At 65.7% G+C, this 19,256-nt stretch carries 15 protein-coding genes and 1 pseudogene; 9 read left to right on the top strand and 7 right to left on the bottom strand.

The annotated features are described in order from the left end of the window. The first annotated feature begins 1 nt into the window (after nucleotide 1). The 3 genes from ACOZ9V_RS01555 (at nucleotide 2) to ACOZ9V_RS01565 (ending at nucleotide 3,321) form a co-directional block, all read left to right on the top strand. Entirely contained in the window at nucleotides 2-1,177 is a 1,176-nt protein-coding gene (locus tag ACOZ9V_RS01555) for an acyl-CoA dehydrogenase family protein (protein ID WP_181271401.1), read from the top strand. A gap of 114 nt (nucleotides 1,178-1,291) precedes the next feature. Next, on the top strand, nucleotides 1,292-2,149 hold the full coding sequence (locus tag ACOZ9V_RS01560; RefSeq protein WP_181271400.1) for an FAS1-like dehydratase domain-containing protein: 858 nt from the start codon (nucleotides 1,292-1,294) through the stop codon (nucleotides 2,147-2,149). Between the two features lie 11 nt (nucleotides 2,150-2,160). Next, nucleotides 2,161-3,321: a CoA transferase gene (locus tag ACOZ9V_RS01565; protein WP_181271399.1), complete on the top strand. Its 1,161-nt coding sequence runs from the start codon at nucleotides 2,161-2,163 to the stop codon at nucleotides 3,319-3,321. 123 nt (nucleotides 3,322-3,444) lie between these two features. Here the strand turns inward: ACOZ9V_RS01565 and ACOZ9V_RS01570 are convergent, their stop codons facing one another. The 4 genes from ACOZ9V_RS01570 to ACOZ9V_RS01585 are packed head-to-tail and all read right to left on the bottom strand — an operon-like array spanning nucleotide 3,445 to nucleotide 8,957. Continuing rightward, nucleotides 3,445-4,923: an amidohydrolase family protein gene (locus ACOZ9V_RS01570; RefSeq protein WP_181271398.1), complete on the bottom strand. Its 1,479-nt coding sequence runs from the start codon at nucleotides 4,921-4,923 to the stop codon at nucleotides 3,445-3,447. Further along, nucleotides 4,920-6,389 carry a serine hydrolase domain-containing protein gene (locus tag ACOZ9V_RS01575; protein WP_181271397.1) on the bottom strand — a complete coding sequence of 490 codons (1,470 nt, stop codon included), beginning with the start codon at nucleotides 6,387-6,389 and terminating at the stop codon, nucleotides 4,920-4,922. The genes ACOZ9V_RS01570 and ACOZ9V_RS01575 overlap by 4 nt, the downstream gene beginning before the upstream one ends. Then, nucleotides 6,386-8,032: an ABC transporter substrate-binding protein gene (locus tag ACOZ9V_RS01580; protein WP_434593020.1), complete on the bottom strand. Its 1,647-nt coding sequence runs from the start codon at nucleotides 8,030-8,032 to the stop codon at nucleotides 6,386-6,388. The genes ACOZ9V_RS01575 and ACOZ9V_RS01580 overlap by 4 nt, the downstream gene beginning before the upstream one ends. A 10-nt stretch (nucleotides 8,033-8,042) precedes the next feature. Continuing rightward, complete coding sequence (locus ACOZ9V_RS01585) at nucleotides 8,043-8,957, bottom strand: serine hydrolase (protein ID WP_434593023.1); 915 nt, start codon at nucleotides 8,955-8,957, stop codon at nucleotides 8,043-8,045. Between the two features lie 220 nt (nucleotides 8,958-9,177). On the opposite strand from ACOZ9V_RS01585, the gene ACOZ9V_RS01590 reads away from it, so the two are divergent. The 3 genes from ACOZ9V_RS01590 to ACOZ9V_RS01600 are packed head-to-tail and all read left to right on the top strand — an operon-like array spanning nucleotide 9,178 to nucleotide 13,125. Further along, nucleotides 9,178-10,026, top strand: coding sequence for a GNAT family N-acetyltransferase (locus tag ACOZ9V_RS01590; RefSeq protein ID WP_434593026.1), 849 nt, complete (start codon nucleotides 9,178-9,180; stop codon nucleotides 10,024-10,026). A gap of 37 nt (nucleotides 10,027-10,063) precedes the next feature. Next, nucleotides 10,064-11,191 (top strand): o-succinylbenzoate synthase, encoded by a 1,128-nt coding sequence (gene menC / locus ACOZ9V_RS01595; RefSeq protein ID WP_181271393.1) that lies wholly within the window; start codon nucleotides 10,064-10,066, stop codon nucleotides 11,189-11,191. Beyond that, nucleotides 11,188-13,125: a S9 family peptidase gene (locus tag ACOZ9V_RS01600; RefSeq protein WP_181271392.1), complete on the top strand. Its 1,938-nt coding sequence runs from the start codon at nucleotides 11,188-11,190 to the stop codon at nucleotides 13,123-13,125. Before menC ends, ACOZ9V_RS01600 begins: the two co-directional genes overlap by 4 nt. Before the next feature lie 58 nt (nucleotides 13,126-13,183). On the opposite strand, the gene ACOZ9V_RS01605 is transcribed toward ACOZ9V_RS01600, so the two are convergent. The 3 genes from ACOZ9V_RS01605 to ACOZ9V_RS01615 are packed head-to-tail and all read right to left on the bottom strand — an operon-like array spanning nucleotide 13,184 to nucleotide 16,862. Continuing rightward, nucleotides 13,184-13,963 carry an ABC transporter ATP-binding protein gene (locus ACOZ9V_RS01605; protein WP_181271391.1) on the bottom strand — a complete coding sequence of 260 codons (780 nt, stop codon included), beginning with the start codon at nucleotides 13,961-13,963 and terminating at the stop codon, nucleotides 13,184-13,186. Next, nucleotides 13,960-15,843 (bottom strand): dipeptide/oligopeptide/nickel ABC transporter permease/ATP-binding protein, encoded by a 1,884-nt coding sequence (locus tag ACOZ9V_RS01610; protein ID WP_181271390.1) that lies wholly within the window; start codon nucleotides 15,841-15,843, stop codon nucleotides 13,960-13,962. Before ACOZ9V_RS01610 ends, ACOZ9V_RS01605 begins: the two co-directional genes overlap by 4 nt. Further along, nucleotides 15,840-16,862, bottom strand: coding sequence for an ABC transporter permease (locus tag ACOZ9V_RS01615; protein ID WP_219922299.1), 1,023 nt, complete (start codon nucleotides 16,860-16,862; stop codon nucleotides 15,840-15,842). The genes ACOZ9V_RS01610 and ACOZ9V_RS01615 overlap by 4 nt, the downstream gene beginning before the upstream one ends. A 296-nt stretch (nucleotides 16,863-17,158) precedes the next feature. On the opposite strand from ACOZ9V_RS01615, the gene ACOZ9V_RS01620 reads away from it, so the two are divergent. The 3 genes and pseudogenes from ACOZ9V_RS01620 (at nucleotide 17,159) to ACOZ9V_RS01630 (ending at nucleotide 19,193) form a co-directional block, all read left to right on the top strand. After that, nucleotides 17,159-17,731: a TetR/AcrR family transcriptional regulator gene (locus ACOZ9V_RS01620; protein WP_181271388.1), complete on the top strand. Its 573-nt coding sequence runs from the start codon at nucleotides 17,159-17,161 to the stop codon at nucleotides 17,729-17,731. Further along, nucleotides 17,728-18,390: an amidase family protein gene (locus ACOZ9V_RS01625; RefSeq protein ID WP_434593034.1), complete on the top strand. Its 663-nt coding sequence runs from the start codon at nucleotides 17,728-17,730 to the stop codon at nucleotides 18,388-18,390. Before ACOZ9V_RS01620 ends, ACOZ9V_RS01625 begins: the two co-directional genes overlap by 4 nt. Further along, nucleotides 18,285-19,193: pseudogene (locus ACOZ9V_RS01630) on the top strand (amidase family protein). The gene ACOZ9V_RS01625 and the pseudogene ACOZ9V_RS01630 overlap by 106 nt, the downstream one beginning before the upstream one ends. The last annotated feature ends 63 nt before the right edge of the window (nucleotides 19,194-19,256 follow it).

Here is a 19,256-nt window from a genome sequence, read left to right on the forward strand (position 1 = left end):
GATGACTCATAAGCCGCGTCCGCGTCCGGACACTCCGCACATGATGACCGAGGAGCGCCTCGAGATCCAGGCGCTCGCCCGCGAGTTCGCCCGTGATGTCGTCCTGCCCATCGCCAACGAACTCGACCCTGTTGAAGGGCAGTTCCCCGAGTCGATGGTCAAGCAGATGGCGGAGATGGGGTTCTTCGGCATCCTCATCCCCGAAGAGTACGGGGGACTGGGGCTTGGTGTGTTCGAGTACTGCCTTGTTGCTGAGGAGCTCTCCCGCGCCTGGATGTCCGTGGCCGGGCTGTTGGCTCGCGGCAACGGCATGGGTGGTGGGTTCTCTCCTGAGCAGGAGGCCCGTCTGTTGCCGAAGGTTGCCAGTGGTGAGTACCTCGGTGCCTTCGCCCTGTCTGAGGCTGAGGCTGGGTCGGATGTGGCGAACCTGCGGTGCAAGGCCGAACGTAATGCCGATGGTGATTGGGTCATCAACGGTACGAAGATGTGGTGCACGTATGCCGATCAGGCCGACTACATCATCCTCTTCGCCCGCACCTCCACAGAGGAGAAGCGGCATCGGGGGATCTCGGTGTTCCTCGTCGAGAAGGAACGCGGCACCTTCCCCGAGGGGATCTCCGGGGCGCCGGCGAAGAAGATCGGGTATCACGGGTGGAAGACGTGGGAGCTGTCGTTCGACAACTTCGTCCTGCCTGCCGATGCCCTCCTCGGTGAGGAAGGACGCGGTTTCTACCAGGCGGTGTCCGGTCTCGAAGTGGGCCGCGCCCATACGGCGGCTAGGTCGATCGGGTTGGCGCAGGCGGCACTTGAGGACTCGATCAAATACCTGAAAGAACGCGAGCAGTTCGGCCATCCGTTGGCTGATTTCCAGCATCTGCGGTTCAAGGTCGCGGACATGGCCGCTCAGATCGAGGCGTGCCGGCAACTGATGTACCACGTGTGCACGGAGATCGATTCGGGTCGTCGCTGCGACAAGGAAGCGGCGATGGTGAAGTACCTGGCCGGAGAGATGAGCGAGAAGGTCACCTCGGAGGCGCTGCAGATCCACGGTGGTGCCGGGTACACGAAGGACTTCGCCGTCGAACGCCACTGGAGAGATGCCCGGCTGACGAAGATCTTCGAGGGCTCGTCGGAGATCCAGATGCGCATCATCTCCGACGAACTCTTAGGCCGCTGAATTACTACCTGACGGCGGCCTAGCAACCTGGCGCCAGGTATCTGCGCCGCCGTCACGTAGTAATTAGCAGGTTGTGGGTGCTTTTCACGAACTACCGATTGGAATTTGACTGCGATGAGTGAGACGAACCTCCAGGACTGGGCCGGCCGCAGCGCCACCGCCACCGAAACCGCCGACGGGGAACGAGCCGCACGCCTGGCGACCCTGCTCGGCCATGACGGGGACCCGGCTGCGCCGCTGTTCCCGCTCGGGCACTGGCTGCACTTCTCCGAAGACGATGTGCCGATGAGCGAACTCGGAGCCGACGGGCATGCCGCACTCGGCGGGTTCATGCCCCCGGTGCCACTGCCACGGAGGATGTGGGCCGGCAGCGACCTGACCTTCCACGCCCCGATCCTGCCCGGGCAGACGATCGAGCGGACGACGACGATCGAATCGATCACGGAGAAGACCGGCAGCACCGGGCGCCTGTGCTTCGTCGTGCTCCGCCAGGAGCTCACCGCGGACGGAAGGCCTGCCACGACGGATCGGCACACGATCGTCTACCGCGAGGCCACCTCAGTGCCGGACGGGTCAGCAGCGAAGCCGCCACGAACAGATTCGCCCGCCCCCGCTGGGTGGGACTGGTCGCGCTCGGTCCGGCCGAATGAGGTCATGTTGTTCAGGTATTCAGCGCTGACGTTCAACTCCCACCGCATCCACTACGACCACCCGTACGTCACCGAGGTCGAAAGCTACCCCGGCCTCGTCACGCACGGACCGTTGACCGCGACGCTGCTGCTTGATGCGTTCATGTCCACCCACCCCGAGGCGGCTGTGACCGGGTACCGGTTCACCGCGAAGTCCCCCTTGTTCGCGAACGAACAGATCCACCTCGTCGGCAGAGAGACCGAATCTGGCACCCACGAACTGCAGGCCATCGCCCCAGGCGGGAAGACCGCGATCGCCGCCACGGTGACGACGAAGAACTGAGGAGCACCACTATGTCCGATACCCGCCCCGCACCCCTGACCGGCCTCAAAATCGTCGAGATCTCTGCATTCGTCGCAGCCCCGCTGGGGTCGATGACGCTCGCGCAGCTCGGCGCCGATGTCATCCGCATCGACCCGATCGGCGGGAACATCGATGCGAATCGGTGGCCGATCAGCGATGACGGCACGAGCATCTACTGGGCATCCCTGAACAAAGGGAAGCGCTCGGTCACGCTCGACCTCAAGTCAGAGGAGGGCCAGAGGATCGCTACCGACCTTATCGCCGAGGCGGGCACACTCATCACGAACCTGCCAGCTCGTGGGTGGTTGAGCTATGAGAATCTCAAGCAGCATCGCGAGGACCTAGTGATGCTCCGCCTGGGCGGGTGGCATGACGGTTCCCCGGCAGTTGATTACACGGTGAATGCGGCCAGTGGTTTCCCGATCATCACCGGTGATGACGAGCGGCCTGTGAACAATGCTGTGCCGGCATGGGATGTTGCTGCGGGGCTCTATATTTCCAACGGGATCATGGCCGCCGAACTCGATCGTCGTTCCTCGGGCAAGGGGCAGGAGATCACCCTGGCTTTATCGGATGTCATGCTCGCCACCATCGGCAATCTCGGCTATATCGCCGAGGTGCAGGCGACGGGGAAGACGCGTGGTGCTTTAGGTAATGGGTTGTATGGGGCGTATGGTCAGTCGTTCGAGTGTGCGGATGGTCGACAAGTAATGGTCGTGGTCATCTCGAACAAGCACTGGCGAGGCCTGGGCAAGGCGACGGGGTTGAGCGAGAAGCTCGAGATGATCGGGCCCCTGCTGGACGTGGATTTGAACACCGAGGGCGGTCGGTTCGAGGCGCGGGAGGCTATTGATGCTGTGGTGCGCCCGTGGTTCGCGGAGCACACCCTGGCTGAGGCCGAGGAGGCGCTCGAAGCGTCCGGTGTGTTGGTCGGTGGCTTCCAGACCTTCGAAGAACTTGTCAACGACGACCCGCGCTGTTCGGTGCAGAATCCGCTGCTGACCGAGATCGATCAGCCCGGAGTGGGCAGAGTGCTGGCCCCGCGAGTGCCGCTGCAGTTCGGTGGGTCTACCGTGGCGGACGCCGTGGCCGCGCCGCAACTGGGCGGAGACACGGAGAGTGTGTTGAGCGATGCCTTGGACCGGATCTGAGGTCGCTTTCCCGCGGACCCACGCCGTCATCAGGACAGGCACGGATGCTGCCGACAAACGATACGGACGGTACAGCCGATACAGAATTGCTCTGGTTGGACTCCGCCGATCGCTTGACAGCTCTCACCCCGCCTCGGCGCGCAGGCCTCGCCCCGCATAGGAATCGCGCACCAGCTCGGAGTTCCGGACGAGGAACTCACCGTCGACCAGCAGATGAGTCACACCCTCTGAGGTGCGGGTGCTGTCGAGATAGGTGGCCCGGTCCCGCAGTTCGGCGGGATCGATGACGACGATGTCGGCATCGTCTCCGATTCCGATGCGGCCCTTCCTGCGCAGCGCCGGCACCGAACTCTCCAACACCTGGGCAGGCAGCAGACTGCAGCGGCGGAAGGCCTCCGACCACGTCCACACCCCATGATCGATGACCATCATGCGCAGCGATCGAGCGTAGGTGCCCGCTGTGCGCGGGTGGGTCCTGCCTCCCGGAGGCAGCGGCCACGCACGGGTATCTGTGGAACCGTCGGGCCAGGTCACATGCATTGCGTCGGAGGCGACTATGCTGTCGGGGAAGGCCAGAGAACTCGCCAGCAGCTCCCGATCCCCGGTATCGTCGTCGTCGAGGAATTCGACGATGCATGAAGCCCCCGGATCCGCATCGCGGATATGACGCAGATGGGCCTCATCGCGGATGCGCTCACCGGTGGCGACCAGAACGATGTTGCTCGGGGTCAGTTCCCAGGCCGGCAGCCGCTCAGGTGCGAGGAACGCAGCACCGATCCCCGTGCTGCCCGCCCCATAGGGATAGGCCTCGACGCTGAGCTTCGCTCCGCCCTCCTGCGCCCGATCGATCGTCGACAGCACCCGATCGATGTGCCGACGCGAGGTGCTGTTGACATGGCAGTGGTGGACCTGACCGCCGAATTCCATCGCGGCCCGCGCCGCCTCCTCGGTGCCGTCGAACGGAGTCGTCGGATCGGACTCGACGATCTCACGCACATGGGTGAACGTCGGCACCCCGGCCCTGGCCGCGAGTTCATTCACCGCCAGGTACTCCCGCGGATCCGTGCGCGGTGCGTACCCCTGAAGAATGCCGACACCCAGCGCTCCGGCCTCCAACTCCGTCTCCAGCAACCCGAGCCACTGGGAGAGCTGAACGGGACTGGAATCTGCCTGCCAGTGCGGATCGGCGAGCATGGACAGACCGCTGACCAGGTCCGCATCGAAGTGCAGCCCGGACAGCACCGCCGCACGCGCCATGCCCCACGATGCTGAGAACCCGTAGTGCAGCGGACGTCCTTCCTCCGCCGCCCGCGTGTACGCACGGTCGACCGGGAGCAGTCCCGCTTCGAGCTCGAGCGCGGTGGTCACACCGTCCATGGCCTGCAGCCTCTGCCCGGCGATGGAATTGACATGCGAGTGCAGATCGATGAAACCGGGCCCGATGATGAGACCGGACGCATCGACGATTTCGGCGTCATCGTGTGCCAGGGCCGGCCCCACCTCGGCGATCCGACCGTCCCTGATGAGGACATCGCTGATCTCATCGACCCCGCTGGCCGGGTCGACGTACCGTCCTCCGGTGAAGAGAATCGTCGGTTTCATGCGTCGTCCCCCGATACGGGCGCGTCGGCCGACTCCGTGTCCGTCGAGTCCGGTCCGGCCTCGGCCCGCGGCAGGCAGCGGATGCCTACGTACGCGACGTCCCTGCCGTCCACCTCGGCGAATGCCATCGGCATCCACGCGCTGCGGGCATCGGGCCGGCCGAGGACGAAGGCCTCGTTACCGGACGGATGCAGATCCATCGTCTGCACCGGTGCCTCGTCACCTTCGCCCAGGGAGCTGCGGATGCGAGCCCTATAGGTGCCGTCGTCGGTCCGCAGCACCGTGAGTGCAGTGCTCGCATCGGCATAATCGCCGAGGCGGCTCTCGGGTATCGCGGCCGCCGGTCGATCCGACCGGGGCCGGGTCGCCGGAGGGGCGTCGATTCCGGCGAAGGTGCGAGCGAAGGCACCGTAGATCTCAGCGGCCGCATGCGCTGCGACACCCCCGTTGCAGAAGACGACGAAGGCCAGGCCGGACGCCGGCAGGACCTGGAACCAGGCGTTGTTGCCGATCGTGGTGCCCCCGTGCCACTGCAGCTTCTGGCCCTCCCACTCATCGATCATCCAGCCCAGCCCCCACTGAGGCGCGGTGGATGCTGCCTGATCGATGAGGGTGTGCCGCGGTTCGGACATGAGCCGAAGGGAGTCTTGGCTGAGGATCGGCACCCCCGTGCTCGTCCGTCCCGAACGTAGGACGGCGGCACCGAAGCCGAGCAGATCGTCCGTGCTGCAGGTCACCAGTCCTGCGGGTCCCATGGAGCGAGTAATCTGGGAGACCGGTGCAGGCATCCAGGTGTCGGTGCCGGGAACCGCGACGTGACCGTGCTGGTGACGGTGGGACATGATGTCCTCGGCCAGGGTGAACATGTGCTCGTTGCCCAGGCGCTGACAGATCCGGATGTTCAGGGCCCGATCCCAGCTCACCTCGTCGAGGACCTCGATGATGCGTCCGGCGATGACGAAGCCGGAGTTGCAGTAGGAGAATCCGGTGCCCGGGCTGAATAGTGACTTCGCCTCGGACAATGTGGCCACGTACTTCTCGACGCAGTCGTCTCCGCGGCCGGTGTCGGTGAAGAGGTCACCGTCGAGGCCCGAAGTGTGGGTGAGCAGATGCTCCACGGTGAGTTCGGCAGGATCGAGCTCAGCGAAACTCAGGTCGGGAAGGATCTCCGAGACCGGAGTGTCCAGACTCAGCTTCCCTTCGTCGACGAGCTGCATGATCATCGTCGAGGTGAGGAGTTTGGTGATCGACCCGATCTGGCACAGCGTGGTCCGGTCGGTGCCGACCTCGGTGCGCAGGTTTGAGATTCCGGTGGCGGCAACGAACCGTTGCTCCGCATCGGAGACGGGATCGACGTGCAGAACGCCGGCCACGATGCCCGGCACCTCGTGCCGGCGGGCGACATCGGCCAGAAGGCCCTCCCATCGTGTGGGGTCGAAGAGCTGTGGGTCGGTTCGGGCTGTCATGTGCTGCTCCTTTGCGTTGTTCTCAGTCTGCTGTCGGGGTCTCGTTCGACAAGGGTGATGCCGTTGACGTTCGTCCATCCTTGACCGAGGGAGTTCTTGACGCCTTGGCCGAAGGTGATGTCAGGGCGCACGGCGAAGGGAACATAGTCCGCTGACTGGTACATGGCGGCCTCTGCCTTCTCCCAGCTGCCACAGGCCTCCTTGCCGGTGACCTGCGACGCCTCCTCGGCGCGGGCATCGAAGTCCGGGTTGCTGATGCCGGCGTAGTTCGAGCCCTTCGGGGGCACGGGCCCGGAGACGAAGGTGGCGAGCACATTGGGCACCGAGTAGTTCGACGCCAACCAGATGACGTCGAAGTCCTCGGCGGCTCCGGGGGAATTGATCTTCTCGAGGAACGCCCCGGCGTCCGTACCGTGATGCTTGACGCCGACACCGATCTTCGACCATTGTTCGGCCATGAGCTCAGCTGTCGAGGAGGTCTCGGGCCAGCGCGTGTACCACCCGAAGTCCAAGGTCAACGGCTGTCCGTCCTTGCTGCGCTTGCCGTCCGAACCCTTCTTCCAACCGGCCGCGTCGAGCCGGGACTCGGCATCGGCGAGGTCGTTCGACGGCAGGTTCGGCGTGGCCGCATCGTAGGTGCAGATCGTCGGATTGAGCACCGCGAGCCTCTCGGCGCGCTTTCCCTGGCCCGCCGTCTGGACTTGCATGAGCGCATCGAGATCGAGTGCCTCGGTGAGGGCGATGCGCACATCCTCATCGGCCGTCGGCGCATCCTCGGCCTGGCTGTAGGCGAATCCGCCGGTGATGAGGTCGTCCTGATAGAACGGCTCGAGGGTGGAGGCGACACGTTCCTCGTCGGGTCCCTGCACGGCTGCGATGTTGAGTTCCCCGGACAGGAGCTGATTGGCGCGCGTGCTCGGATTGTCGACGATGCTGACGTCGACCTCCTTGGGCACGCCGGGCGTCTCCCCGGTCGGTGCGCCCTCCGGTCCCCAACTGTAGTCGTCTCGACGCTCGAAGGTGTAGTGATCTCCCGGCACCGCCTTTTTGAGCGAGTACATGCCGGTGCCGTTCGTGGCGGACTCGACGCTCGTGGGATCGTCCAGGGCGCCCTGACAGTAGATTGGCTGGATCCCCATCTGAGGCAGCAGGAACGAATTGGGGGACTTCGTCGTTACGGTCACGGTCCTCGCCGCAGCATCGTCGTCGATGGTGGCATCGGCCGGGACGACGAGACCTTTGAAGCTCGACGCGTTCTCTGGATCGAGGATCCACCGGTAGTTGTTCGCCACGGTTTCCGCCGTCAGCTCGGACCCGTCCTCGCACGTGATGCCCTCCCGAATGGTGAAGCTCAGCGAGGTCGGGGTCGCCTCCCATTTCTCCGCCAGCCATCCCTGCGGTTCGCCGCTGTCATCGAAGTAGACCGGCGACTCATACGCCCACGGGTAGACATAGCTGAGAGTCGCAGAGGTGTTGACGTGCCGGAACAGGTTGCCCGGGTCTTCGTTGATGGCGACCTTGAGGGTGCCGTCGATGACAGGCTCGCCGTCCCCGCTCGAGGTTCCCGCTCCGCCGCCTCCGCCACAGGCGCTGAGGGTGAGTGCGGAGAGCCCGGCGACGGCGGCCAGTATTCGTTTCTTCATGGTGTCCTCTTCATTGAGTGAGTGGGCGAACTGAGCGCAGGTCGGCCACCGCCGCAGCTGCGAGGTCGGCGATGGCATCGTCGAACCGGGGGCCGATCGAGCGGGGTGACGGGGTCCGCAGGAATACGGCGACGGCATATCTGCCGCCGTCAGGGAACTCGACGACTCCGGCCTCGTTGCGGATGTAGGGTAGGGTGCCCGTCTTTCCGCTTACGGTCACCTCGTCGGAGAAGCCTCGGCGCAGGCGGTGCGACCATACCTGCAGACCGAGGATCCGCCTCGCCTCCGCGCACGCCGAAGCGGGCAGCCCTTCGTCTCTCCACAGAGCCGCGAGCAGCGTCGTCGTCTCGGCCGGAGTCGAACGGTTCGTCCGCCCCGGGTTCAGCGTCCTCGTCTTCAGCCAGTGCGCTCCGGCGTCCGCGGAGGCGTAAGCCACCGGCGGGTCCAGAGCTGCCAGGTCAGCGGCCGCTGTGTCGAAGAGGTGCCGGCAGTCGCCTTCGATCACGGTGGAAGTCAGACCGAGCTCCCGCAGCCTCGCATTCACGCGGGCGCGGCCGAGGATGTCCATCACCACATCGGTGGCTCGATTGTCCGAGACGGTCATCATCGACAGGCACAGATCCCGGAAGGACACGGAGACGGCATCGCTGAAGACAGCGAGTCCGGTCGAGCCCTCCACGGGAAAGTCCTCCGGGCCCAGCGCGATTCGGCGCTCGGCGGGGACCTCGCCCGTGCTCATGCGGATGCAGGCTTCGACGAGCACCGGCAGTTTGAACACGCTGGCCGTGACCACGGGCTCGTCTTCCCTGACTCCAACCTCGGCGCTGTCCGGTTCGCGGAGCCGTCGGTCGAGGTCACGGGCATGGACGAAACAGGTGATGCCGAGCTCATCTTCGAGCCGTTCGATCGCTGTGTCGAAGATCATACCCTCATCTTCCTCAACTACACACGGGCTCGGCTTCGGAGTTCAGGACAAAGTTGCGGGACCCGCTTCGTCCGAGTCGACAGCGGGACAGGTCGTCGGCGGAGTGGGTTTGTCGGTCCCGACAACATCGCGGGTGAACCCTGCGCCGATCCTCCGATGTGCCCGCCCGTGTGCACGGGACAAGCTTGGGACAAAGGTTCCACCGGTGAAAGGACACAGTATGGCTCGTCTGGCGCCTCCGCGGTCTTTCGTGCTCGAGGCCGAGCACATGGCCGATGCGCGCTGCGCAGACCTCGGACTCGACATCCGAGAAGTCCATGCCCCTGAGGATCTGCACACCGTGTCCCAGGTCCTCTCACGGATCTGGAGGACTCCGGGCACACCGATCATCGATCATGCGGTGCTCACCGCCATGACCCATGCCGGCAATCCGGTGTTCCTGGCTCGCCACGGCACCGAGGCGGTCGGAGCCGCAGTGGGATTCTGCGGTCCAGCCGGATCGCCGTTCCACTCCCATATCGTCGGCTTCCTCCCGGACTCCGCGGGACGCGGGTTCGGCCATGCCATCAAACTGCGGCAGCGGGCTTGGTGCCTGGAGAACGGAATCGTGGAGATGACCTGGACCTATGACCCCCTGGTGTGCCGCAACGCCCATTTCAACATCTCACGGCTCGGAGCGGTCCCGATCGACTACCTCCCTGACTTCTACGGCCAGATGACCGATTCGATCAACGCGGGCGAACTCTCGGACCGCATGCTCATCCTCTGGGATCTCACCTGCGATCCCACCGCCCGATCGTGGGAGACGGGCGACGACGCCACCCCGGCGGTCGAGGACAGGGGCGGGGCACCGACGCCCTATGCCCCGCCGGTCGTCGGAACCGAATCCCTCGGCGTCGCCGTGCCCTGGGACATCGAAGCCCTGCGGCGCGAGGACCCGGTGCGGGCCCACACCTGGCGGCTGGCCACGAGAGAGGCGTTCACCGATCTACTCGGCAATGGCTGGCGGATCACCGGGTTCTCCCGCCGCAGCCCCCACCATGGGCAGTATGTCTTGCGCCGCCCCTGACCACTCACCGCTGACACTGCCTGACGGAAGGACCGTGATGAGACTGAAGCACCTATCTATCCACCACCTCGAACTGCCCCTGGTTTCGCCATTCACCACCTCGTTCATGACCCAGACCCATAAGCGCTGCTTCCTCATCGAAGCGCAGGTGGAAACCACGGACGGAGCACTCGTCACAGGCTGGGGTGAAAACGTGGCACTGGACCGTCCGTTCTACTCGGCCGAACACCTCGACGGTGCCGCCGAGGTGGTCACCCGGTGGCTGGCCCCGGCGCTCGCCGCCCGCGAAGACCTCAACCCGGAACGCGTCTCGGGCCTGCTGTCCCATGTCATCGGTCAGCCCATGGCGAAGGCGTCGCTGGAGATGGCGATCCTCGATGCCGCACTGAGAGCGCAGGGCAGATCTTTCCACGACTATCTGGGGGCAGTGCGGACCTCGGTGCCGTCCGGTGTCTCCGTCGGCATCCAGGACTCCACAGCCGACACCGTCCGGGTGATCGGCGGATACATCGACGAAGGCTACGCCCGGATCAAACTGAAGATCCGACCCGGCGCCGACATCGCTCCAGTGGCGGCCGTGCGCGAAGAGTTCGGCGACGACCTGCTCTTCCAGGTGGACGCGAATGCTGCGTACACGCTGGCCGATGCCACCACCTTGGCCAAGCTCGACGACTACGGTCTCCTCCTCATCGAACAGCCCCTGGGCGAAGCCGATCTGCGGCAGCACTCCCAGCTGCGGTCATCGCTGCGCACGCCCATCTGCCTCGACGAATCCATCGACTCCCCGGAAGCCGCCGCGGATGCCATCGCCTTGCGAGCCGTCGACATCATCAACATCAAACCCGGCCGGGTCGGCGGATACCTCGCCGCGCGGAAGATCCACGATCTCGCCGTGGCCAACGGCATCGCGGTATGGTGCGGGGGAATGCTCGAAACCGGATTGGGACGCGCTGCGAACGCTGCGCTCGCCGCCCTCGACGGCTTCACCCTGCCCGGTGACATCTCGGGTTCGGACCGGTTCTTCGCCGAGGACATCACGACCACGACGATCCGGATGCACGACGGCATCGTCGAGGTCCCGCGCGGCTCCGGCATGGGCGTCGACATCGATCGCGCGAAGGTGGAGAAGTACCGAACTCGTCTGCAGGAGGTGGCGCTGCCGTGACCGCACCCGTTCTCGACATCCTCCACCGGCTCACCGACCCGCATTCGGCGCTCATCCTTCCCGGAGGCGAGAGCGTCCTCTTCGTCGCGACACGCAACCGGCTGGACGGGCCGAGCGAATCTCAGCTGCGTGTGGCACCGCTGTCCGGCGGCGGGCCCTCACGGACACTCACGAGCGGGCACACCGACACGGCGCCTGCGCTGTCTCCCGACGGGATGACAGTCGCGTTCCTCAGAGCGAATTCCGGCGTCTCTGATCTCTGCCTCATGCCGATCGACGGCGGCGACGTCACCGTCCACACCTCCGGCGTGGCGGCGCTCGGAACCCCTGTGTTCTCTCCGGACGGAACGACGATTGCGCTGAGCTGTCTGGTCGATGAACCCCTGGAGTATCCGCGGCCTCCGCTCGTGGTCGACGGCGAGCCTGAGTACAAGGTTGACGGCCCGGGGTGGATCGGCACGGCCCGCAGCCGGATCCGGATCCTGGCTGTCGATGGAGAAGACAGCACGGACATCCTCACCGTCGGCAACAGCACCGATCCGATGTGGTCACCGGACGGACGCAGGCTCGCATTCGTGCGCACCTGCGCGGGCACCTCGGCGGGAGTGCCTGCCCAGGAGATCGGGATCGTCGACACCGACGATGCGGCCGGGACCCTGCGTTTTCCCTGGGCTGCGGACTCTCTGGCCGGCCCCCTGGTCTGGATGCCCGACAGCGCCTCAGTGATCGCGATCGGTCAGACGGTGAAGGGCATCGAACTGCCACGGCTGGTGCGCTTGGACCTCACGACCTCGGCGTTGACGGTGCTCACTGAGGATCTCGACCTCGGCGTGATGGGCGGCGGTCCCGGATATCCCGGGGGCGCTCCCGTCTTCGGTTCGGGTGCGCGGCTGCATTTCTGTGTCCGCGAGGAGGGGCGGACCGTTCTCGTCTCGATGGACCTCGAGGAGACGAATGACGGTGGTGGGGGAGCGGCGATGCTCCGCCACCCGGTCTCCGACACCGCGGTCATCAGCGGGCTCGATGTGGTCGGTGCGACTGCAGTGATGCGCATCAGTGACGCCGACCGTCCGGGTGAGCTCATCGCGCTCGACCTCGCGACCGGGGACGTCCAGGCGCTGACGTGCTTCTGGGACGAGGCGGTGCCCGAGGCGACATTCATCCGGCCCCGGAGCATGAGGTTTCCCATCTCCGACGGTCTCGAGGTCCACGGATGGCTGCTGCGCGCCGAAGCGACCGAGGGTCCCGCTCCCACTCTGCTCGACATTCACGGCGGACCGCATAACGCCTGGACGGGTGTTGCCGACACCGCACACCTCTACCATCAGGTGCTCGCAGCAGAGGGATGGAACATCCTCACCCTCAACCCCCGGTCATCGGACGGCTACGGCGCCCGATTCCTACGTGCCGCCGCGGGAGCCTGGGGAGAAGCCGATGAGAAGGACTTCCTCGAACCCCTCGACGCCCTCATTGCCGAGGGCATCGTCGACGCCGACCGGGTCGCCGTGACCGGGTACAGCTATGGCGGATTCATGACCTGCTGGCTGAGTTCGAAGCATCCCGAACGGTTCACTGCTGCCGTTCCCGGAGGGCTCATCTGTGATCTGGACCTGTTCGCCGCCACCAGCGATATGGGCACGCACCTGTGCGAGGTGGAATTCGGAGGCCGGGCCTTCGATCACCTCTCACCGATCCACCGGGTGGATCGGGTCACGATGCCGACCCTCATCCTGCACGGACAGGAGGATCAGCGCTGCCCGCTCGACCAGGCCGAGCTGTGGTATTCGAGGCTGCGTGGCAACGACGTCGACACGAGGCTCGTCATCTATCCGCAGGGCTCGCACGTGTTCATTCTCAACGGACCGGTCACATACCGGCGAGACTTCAACCAGCAGATCATCGACTGGGTGAGGACCCATACGCCTGCCGGGTGAGCTGCGTGCAGTGTGAGGCGACTGCCATGGCTGCCTGCCTTGTGAGCTGCTCCCCGGTTCAGAGGGAGGGCACGGCGGCGATGAGGTCGCGCGTGTACTCCTGATCGGGTGATTCCATGACCCTGAGGGTCTCGCCCACCTCTACCAGGCGCCCTCCCCGCATCACCGCGACCCGTTCGCAGACGGCACGGACGACGGCGAGGTTGTGGCTGATGAAGAGGACCGAGAACCCGAGGTCGCGCTGCAGCTCCCGCAGCAGGTTGAGCACCGTGCCCTGAACGGAGACATCGAGCGCCGAGGTGATCTCATCGGCCAGGATGACCTCCGGCTCAGCCGCGATGGCCCGGGCCACAGCCACCCGCTGCCTCTGCCCGCCCGAGAGCTCGGCAGGCAGGCTCGCAGCGCGCTCGCCCGGCAGGGACACGGAGTCAAGGAGCTCACCGACCCGGGCGGCACGCGCCTGCCGGGAGGGACAGGGTTCGCCTTCCCTCCGATACGCCGACACGAGCGCCTCGTCGAGGGATTCTCCGATGGTCCGACGGGGGTCGAAGCAGGACTGAGGATCCTGGAAGATCATCTGAATCCTCCTGCGTTCCCTCAGGTCTGTCCCCGTCGCACGGGAGATCACGGTATCGCCGAGGCGGATGCTCCCGGCAGCCGGTTCGACCAGTCCGACGGCGGCTCTGGCCAGCGTCGACTTTCCCGACCCCGATTCTCCGACGAGGCCGAGGATCTCTCCGGGCTCCAGGCGCAGGCTGACCGAATCGACGGCCGTGAACGTCTGCGCTCCGCGACCGTAGCTGATGCTCACGGTCTCGAAGCTAAGTGCTCTGGTCATGGTGCCTCCTTCTCGACGAGAGCCGATGCCTCGGCGAGGAAATCCGCGCCGTCCGGGATCGACGCGAGAGGCGCATCCCGGGGCGTCGACATGGTCGGAACCGTTGCCAGGAGGGCTCGCGTGTAGGGATGGTCGGCACGGCCGGCGCGCAGATCCTCTGCGGAGACGTTCTCCACCAGATGCCCCCGGTACATGACGAGGACGCGCGTGCACAGCGAGGTGACGACGGCGATGTCGTGGGAGACGAAGACGATCGACGTCCCCACCTCCGTGTTGATCCGGCGCAGGAGTGCGAGGATCTCCGCCTGCACCGTGACGTCGAGGGCCGTGGTCGGCTCATCGGCGAGGATGAGAGACGGCGTGCCCATGAGCCCGGCAGCGATCATCGCGCGCTGACGCATACCGCCGGAGAACTCGTGCGGATACTGCCCGAAGCGACGGCGAGCCTCGGGAATGCGCACGTCCTCCAACCGACCGATGGCGCGATCCCGGGCCTGGGCTCGGTTCAGCCCGAGGTGCAGCCGGCCGGTCTCGGCCACCTGCGCGCCGACGTGCAGGGCGGGGTTGAGCGAGGACATCGGATCCTGGAACACCATGGCCAACTTCTCACCGAAATGCCGGTCCAGCCGTCTCGGGTGCCCGTCCGCCCGCAGGGTGAGGTCCTCCCCGTCGAAATGGGCGGCATCGGCGCTCACATGCAGCGGGGATTCGATGAGGCCAGCAAGGGACATGAGGGTCAGGCTCTTGCCGGAACCGGACTCGCCGACGATGCCGACGATCTCTCCGCGGCCGATATCGAAGGACACTCCTCTGACGAGGTCGTTCGGCTCACCCTTGGGCCCGGGCGCGCTCACCCGCAGATTGCGCACGGAGCACACCGCGGTCTCAGGGTGGGAACTTGCCCCCTTGCCGTGGCGGGGAGAGACGGTGCTCGCGCCGGGCGTGTCTGCACTGACACCTGCGGTGTCGGTGACAGGGGCGGAGGCTGCGGTTGGATCGGCTGCTCCGCGCGCCCTCAGGCGACGGTGGAATCTGGCGATGACCGAGCCGTGGTTTCCGGTGCCGAGGGCGACCCCCAGGACTTCGCCGAGGAGGACGAAGGTGAGCCCTGCGAGGATGATCGCCGCGCCCGGAACCAGGGCAGCTGCGGGATTGACGAACATGCGGCTCATGCCTTCGCTGAGCATCCGCCCCCAATCGTACTGGGGCACTTGGATGCCCAGGCCCAGGAACGACAGCCCCGCGAATGAGACCAGGGCGTTGCCCGCGGTGACTGCGGCGTTGACGATGAGCGGGTCGCGGACATTGGGCAGGACGTGCCGGAGCACCGTCTTCCAGACCGGGACGCCGAGCACATGGGCCGCGGAGATGAAGTCACGCCCCCAGACCGAGGCGGCGAGGTTATGGGTGAGTCGCCCGTATGACGGAACCATGGCAAGCGCGATCGCCAGAGTCGCTGCGAATCCGCTCTGTCCGAGAATGACCGAGAAGGAGATGGCCAGCAGCAGCCCGGGGAAGGCGACGCCGATGTTGATGCCCGCGACGATCCACCTCCCGATTCTGCCGCCGAGGATGAGTGGGAGCAGTCCGACGATGATTCCCGCGCAGACGCCGACAGCGGTGGCGGCCAGGGCCATCGTCACGGACAGGCGAGCGGCGACGAGGGTGCGCAGGAGGATGTCGCGACCGCTGCCGTCGGTGCCGAACGGATGCTCCGGACTCGTGCCCTGAGCGATCGCGGTTGTGTCCGTGGCTGCGGCCGAAGAGCCCCAGAGGAGAGGACCGAAGACGACGAGGAAGAGCAGCGCCGAGCACGCGAGGACGGCGAGTGCTCCCAGCGGTGTGCGCAGAGCGGCCAGAAGCCTGCGGGAAGTGGTCATGAAGCGTCCAATGTGGTGCGAGGATCGAGGAGGATGAGAGCCACGTCGACAACGAGGTTGATGAGTAGAACGACGAGTCCGTAGAAGATGACGATCGCCTGGATGAGCGGATAGTCCTTGCCCTGGATGGAGTCGACGATGACCCCGCCCAGACCCGGCCACGCGAAGATGGACTCGACGAGCACGGTTCCGGCGATCATTCCGCCCAGGAGTAGGCCGGAGATCGTCAGGGTCGAGGTGAGGAGATTCGGCAGCACGTGTCGGCCATAGAGACGGACCGGTGACATCCGCTTCGAGCGTGCGGTTCGGATGTAGTCCTGGCGCAGAACCGTCAGGGTCTCGGCGCGGACGATCCTGGTCAGGGCCGCGCACGGCCCGATCGCCAGAGCGATCACCGGCAGCACATAGGACTCGGGACCCGTGCGCCCGGCTACGGGCAGAAGCTCGACGCTGACGGCGAAGAGGTAGACGAGGATGATGCCGGCCAGGAACTCCGGAATCACGGCGACGACGGCGGTGACGGAGGTGAAGCCGACCTCGGTGCCGTACCGGCGGCCCGAGCGGGTGAGTGCGCCGAACATGAGCCCGAGGCACACGGCCGAGACGAGTGCGATGGCCACGGCGATGAAGGCGAGTTCGAGCGTCGCCGGTGCTCGTCCGGTGATGACGTCGATGACCGGGATGCGCAGACTGATCGAATCACCGAGGTCCCCGGCGAAGAGACCTCTCCAGAACACCAGGTATTGGATGACGAGCGGTTTGTCGAGCCCGAGTTCGATTCGTCTGGCCTCGACGGCTTCCGGGGGAGCGGACTCTCCCGCCGAGGCTCGAGCCGGGTCGCCGGGAATCAGTTGGACGAGCAGGAACGAGATCGTGACCAGAACGAACAGGGAGATGAGGATGTAGCCGAATCTGCGCAGCAGATACGTCGTCAGCGGATGGCTGACGAGAGCCGAAGCGCGTGTCGGACGCGCCCGACCGGGAGCCGTTCGTATGGTCGTCGGTGATTGTCCTGTCACTCCACCCTCCTCGCTGAGTCGGTGAGAACCTCCAGACATGAGTATTCCAAGGTGACCATTGCCACCACCTCGTCGAATCGCCCAGCGATGCTTCGCTGAGTTTGTCCGAGTGGCCAATGGATGGGGGCGGCACCGTGGGAGCACGCGGATCCGATGCGGAGGATTCCGCTACAGTGTGTAGCCCTACCGAGTCTTGGACTGCGCATAGGGTCGGGAAAACACTGTCTTCTATTGAATTGTATGTCAGAGGCCGTCTAGTCTTTGACGCAACATGATGTAGTGAAAGCAGGTACGTGTTGGCTCGTCCGAAAGACCCTTCCCTGGAGAAGCGACTGTTGGAGTCTGGGTGGGACCTCCTCGCAGAAGGCGGCTTCGATGCGCTGTCAATGTCCGAGGTCGCCACACGAGCCGGTGCCCACCGGTCCGATGTCTATCGTCGCTGGACGACGAAGGCACAGCTGGTCGCCGAGGTCCTCGCGGCCCATCTGCCTCCCGTGACGTCGCGTGACACCGGCGATCTGCGCGAGGATCTCCGCCACTTCCTCGACGATCTCTCGAGAAGCTGGCGCGCACCGTGGACGGAAGGCCTCGTCGGATTTCTCGCCGAGCTGCCTAAGGACCCCGAAGCCGAGGTCACATTCCTGAACACGGCGAAACATCGCTCGCAGCCACTCACCGAGGCCGTGACCCGGGCCCTGCGACGAGGCGAAATCACAGAACTGCCCGATCTGGCCCTGCTGCAGGGGCTGGCGGAGGGGCCGCTCATACACAAACGGCTCATCGGCAGGCAGGCCATGACTCCGAGCGAGCTCGATCTGCTCGCGGACACCATCACGGCCGTGGCGACTCAGGGAGGCCCGACGCGATGACTGAGCTGCATGAGCTGAGCGCCGGTGCCCAACTGGACGCGCTGCGGCGCCGGAAGGTGAGCTCATATGAGCTGACGCGGCACTACCTTGAGCGCATCGAGCGACTGGACGGTCGCCTCGGAGCCTTCACGACCGTCTGTCCCGAGGTATCTTTGACCGAGGCGGCTCGGGCAGACGCGCGGCTGGCGGCGGGTGAGGGTGATCGCCTAACGGGACTGCCGTTGGCGATCAAGGATCTCTTCGCCACGGCCGGAGTGCGCACCACGTTCGGCACTCGAGCTCTTTCGGACACTGTTCCGCCGACCGATGACTCGACTGTTGCCAGGCTGCGATCCGCGGGTGTGGTGCTTCTCGGGAAGACGAGTGCCCCGGAGTTCGGTGCCGCGTGCTTCACCGACGGAGAGCTGACCGGTCGGCCGAGCGTGACACCGTACGACCTCGGACGCTATGCGAGCGGTGCCGTCGGTGCTGTTGCGGCTCGTCTGCTCCCGCTGGCCCACGGCAGTGACAGTGCCGGGTCGATCCGCACCCCCCCGCCGCCACCTGCAACCTCGTGGGCCTCAAACCCAGCAGAGGCCTCATCAGCACCGCACCACGCTCGACGTTCTTCGCCTCAGGCACAGAGGGGCCGATCGCGCGCACGGTCGACGATCTGGTGATCGGACTCGAGGCGATGGCGCATTCCCAACCGGGTGATCTCTACGGTTAGCCCCATTCGACCCCAATCTCCGAGGCGGTCAGACAGAGGGCGAGCCGGCGGCTGAGGATCGCGATGTGGACCGAGAGCGGAGTCTCCTCCGTGTCCACGGATCCCGAGATCGTCGCGGCCGCTCACCGTACGGCCGCGGTCCTGCGCGAGGCCGGCCACGACGTCGCCGAGATCGCCATCCCGGCGGGATTCGATGAGGAGCTGATCCGGTCCTTCACAGCGACGTTCGCAGCGACGGTGTCGGCGGCAGTGGAGCAGGCGGTGCCGGAGCGGCGTCGAGCGACACGGACGGATTTCACCCGGTACCTCGTCGCCTCCGGGAAGCGTCTCTCTGCCGCGGACCTGGCTCTGGCCCAAGCGATGCAGGCGGCCTATGCGAGCTCATTCCTGGTCGCTCTGAACGAGTTCGATGCGGCATTGACGCCGACGACGACGGCACCCCCGGTGCCGATCGGGCATTTCACTGCCGACGGCGCCGACGGAGTGCTCGGCCTGATGCTCGAGTGGTCCTGCCACACACCATGGGCGAATCTTACGGGTCAGCCGGCCGTTTCGGTGCCGGCGGGCTTCACGCCCAGCGGGCTGCCGATGGGAGTGCAGATTGTCGGTCGGCATCAGGAGGACGCCGCGGTTGTGGCGGTGGCGAAGCAGCTTGAAGACGTGCAGAGATGGGACGAGAACGTCCCGCCCGAACCACAGGGGCGTGGTGGTGGCGCAGTGCCTGACGCGCACCTGAAGGAGAAATCGGAATGATACGAGGCAATTGACCGACCGACCGTTCGCTCGACCCCGGAAGCGGTCTCGACGAGGAGTTCG

The sequence above is a fragment of the Brevibacterium sp. 1718 genome, assembly GCF_051131255.1.
Taxonomy (GTDB): Bacteria; Actinomycetota; Actinomycetes; order Actinomycetales; family Brevibacteriaceae; genus Brevibacterium; species Brevibacterium sediminis.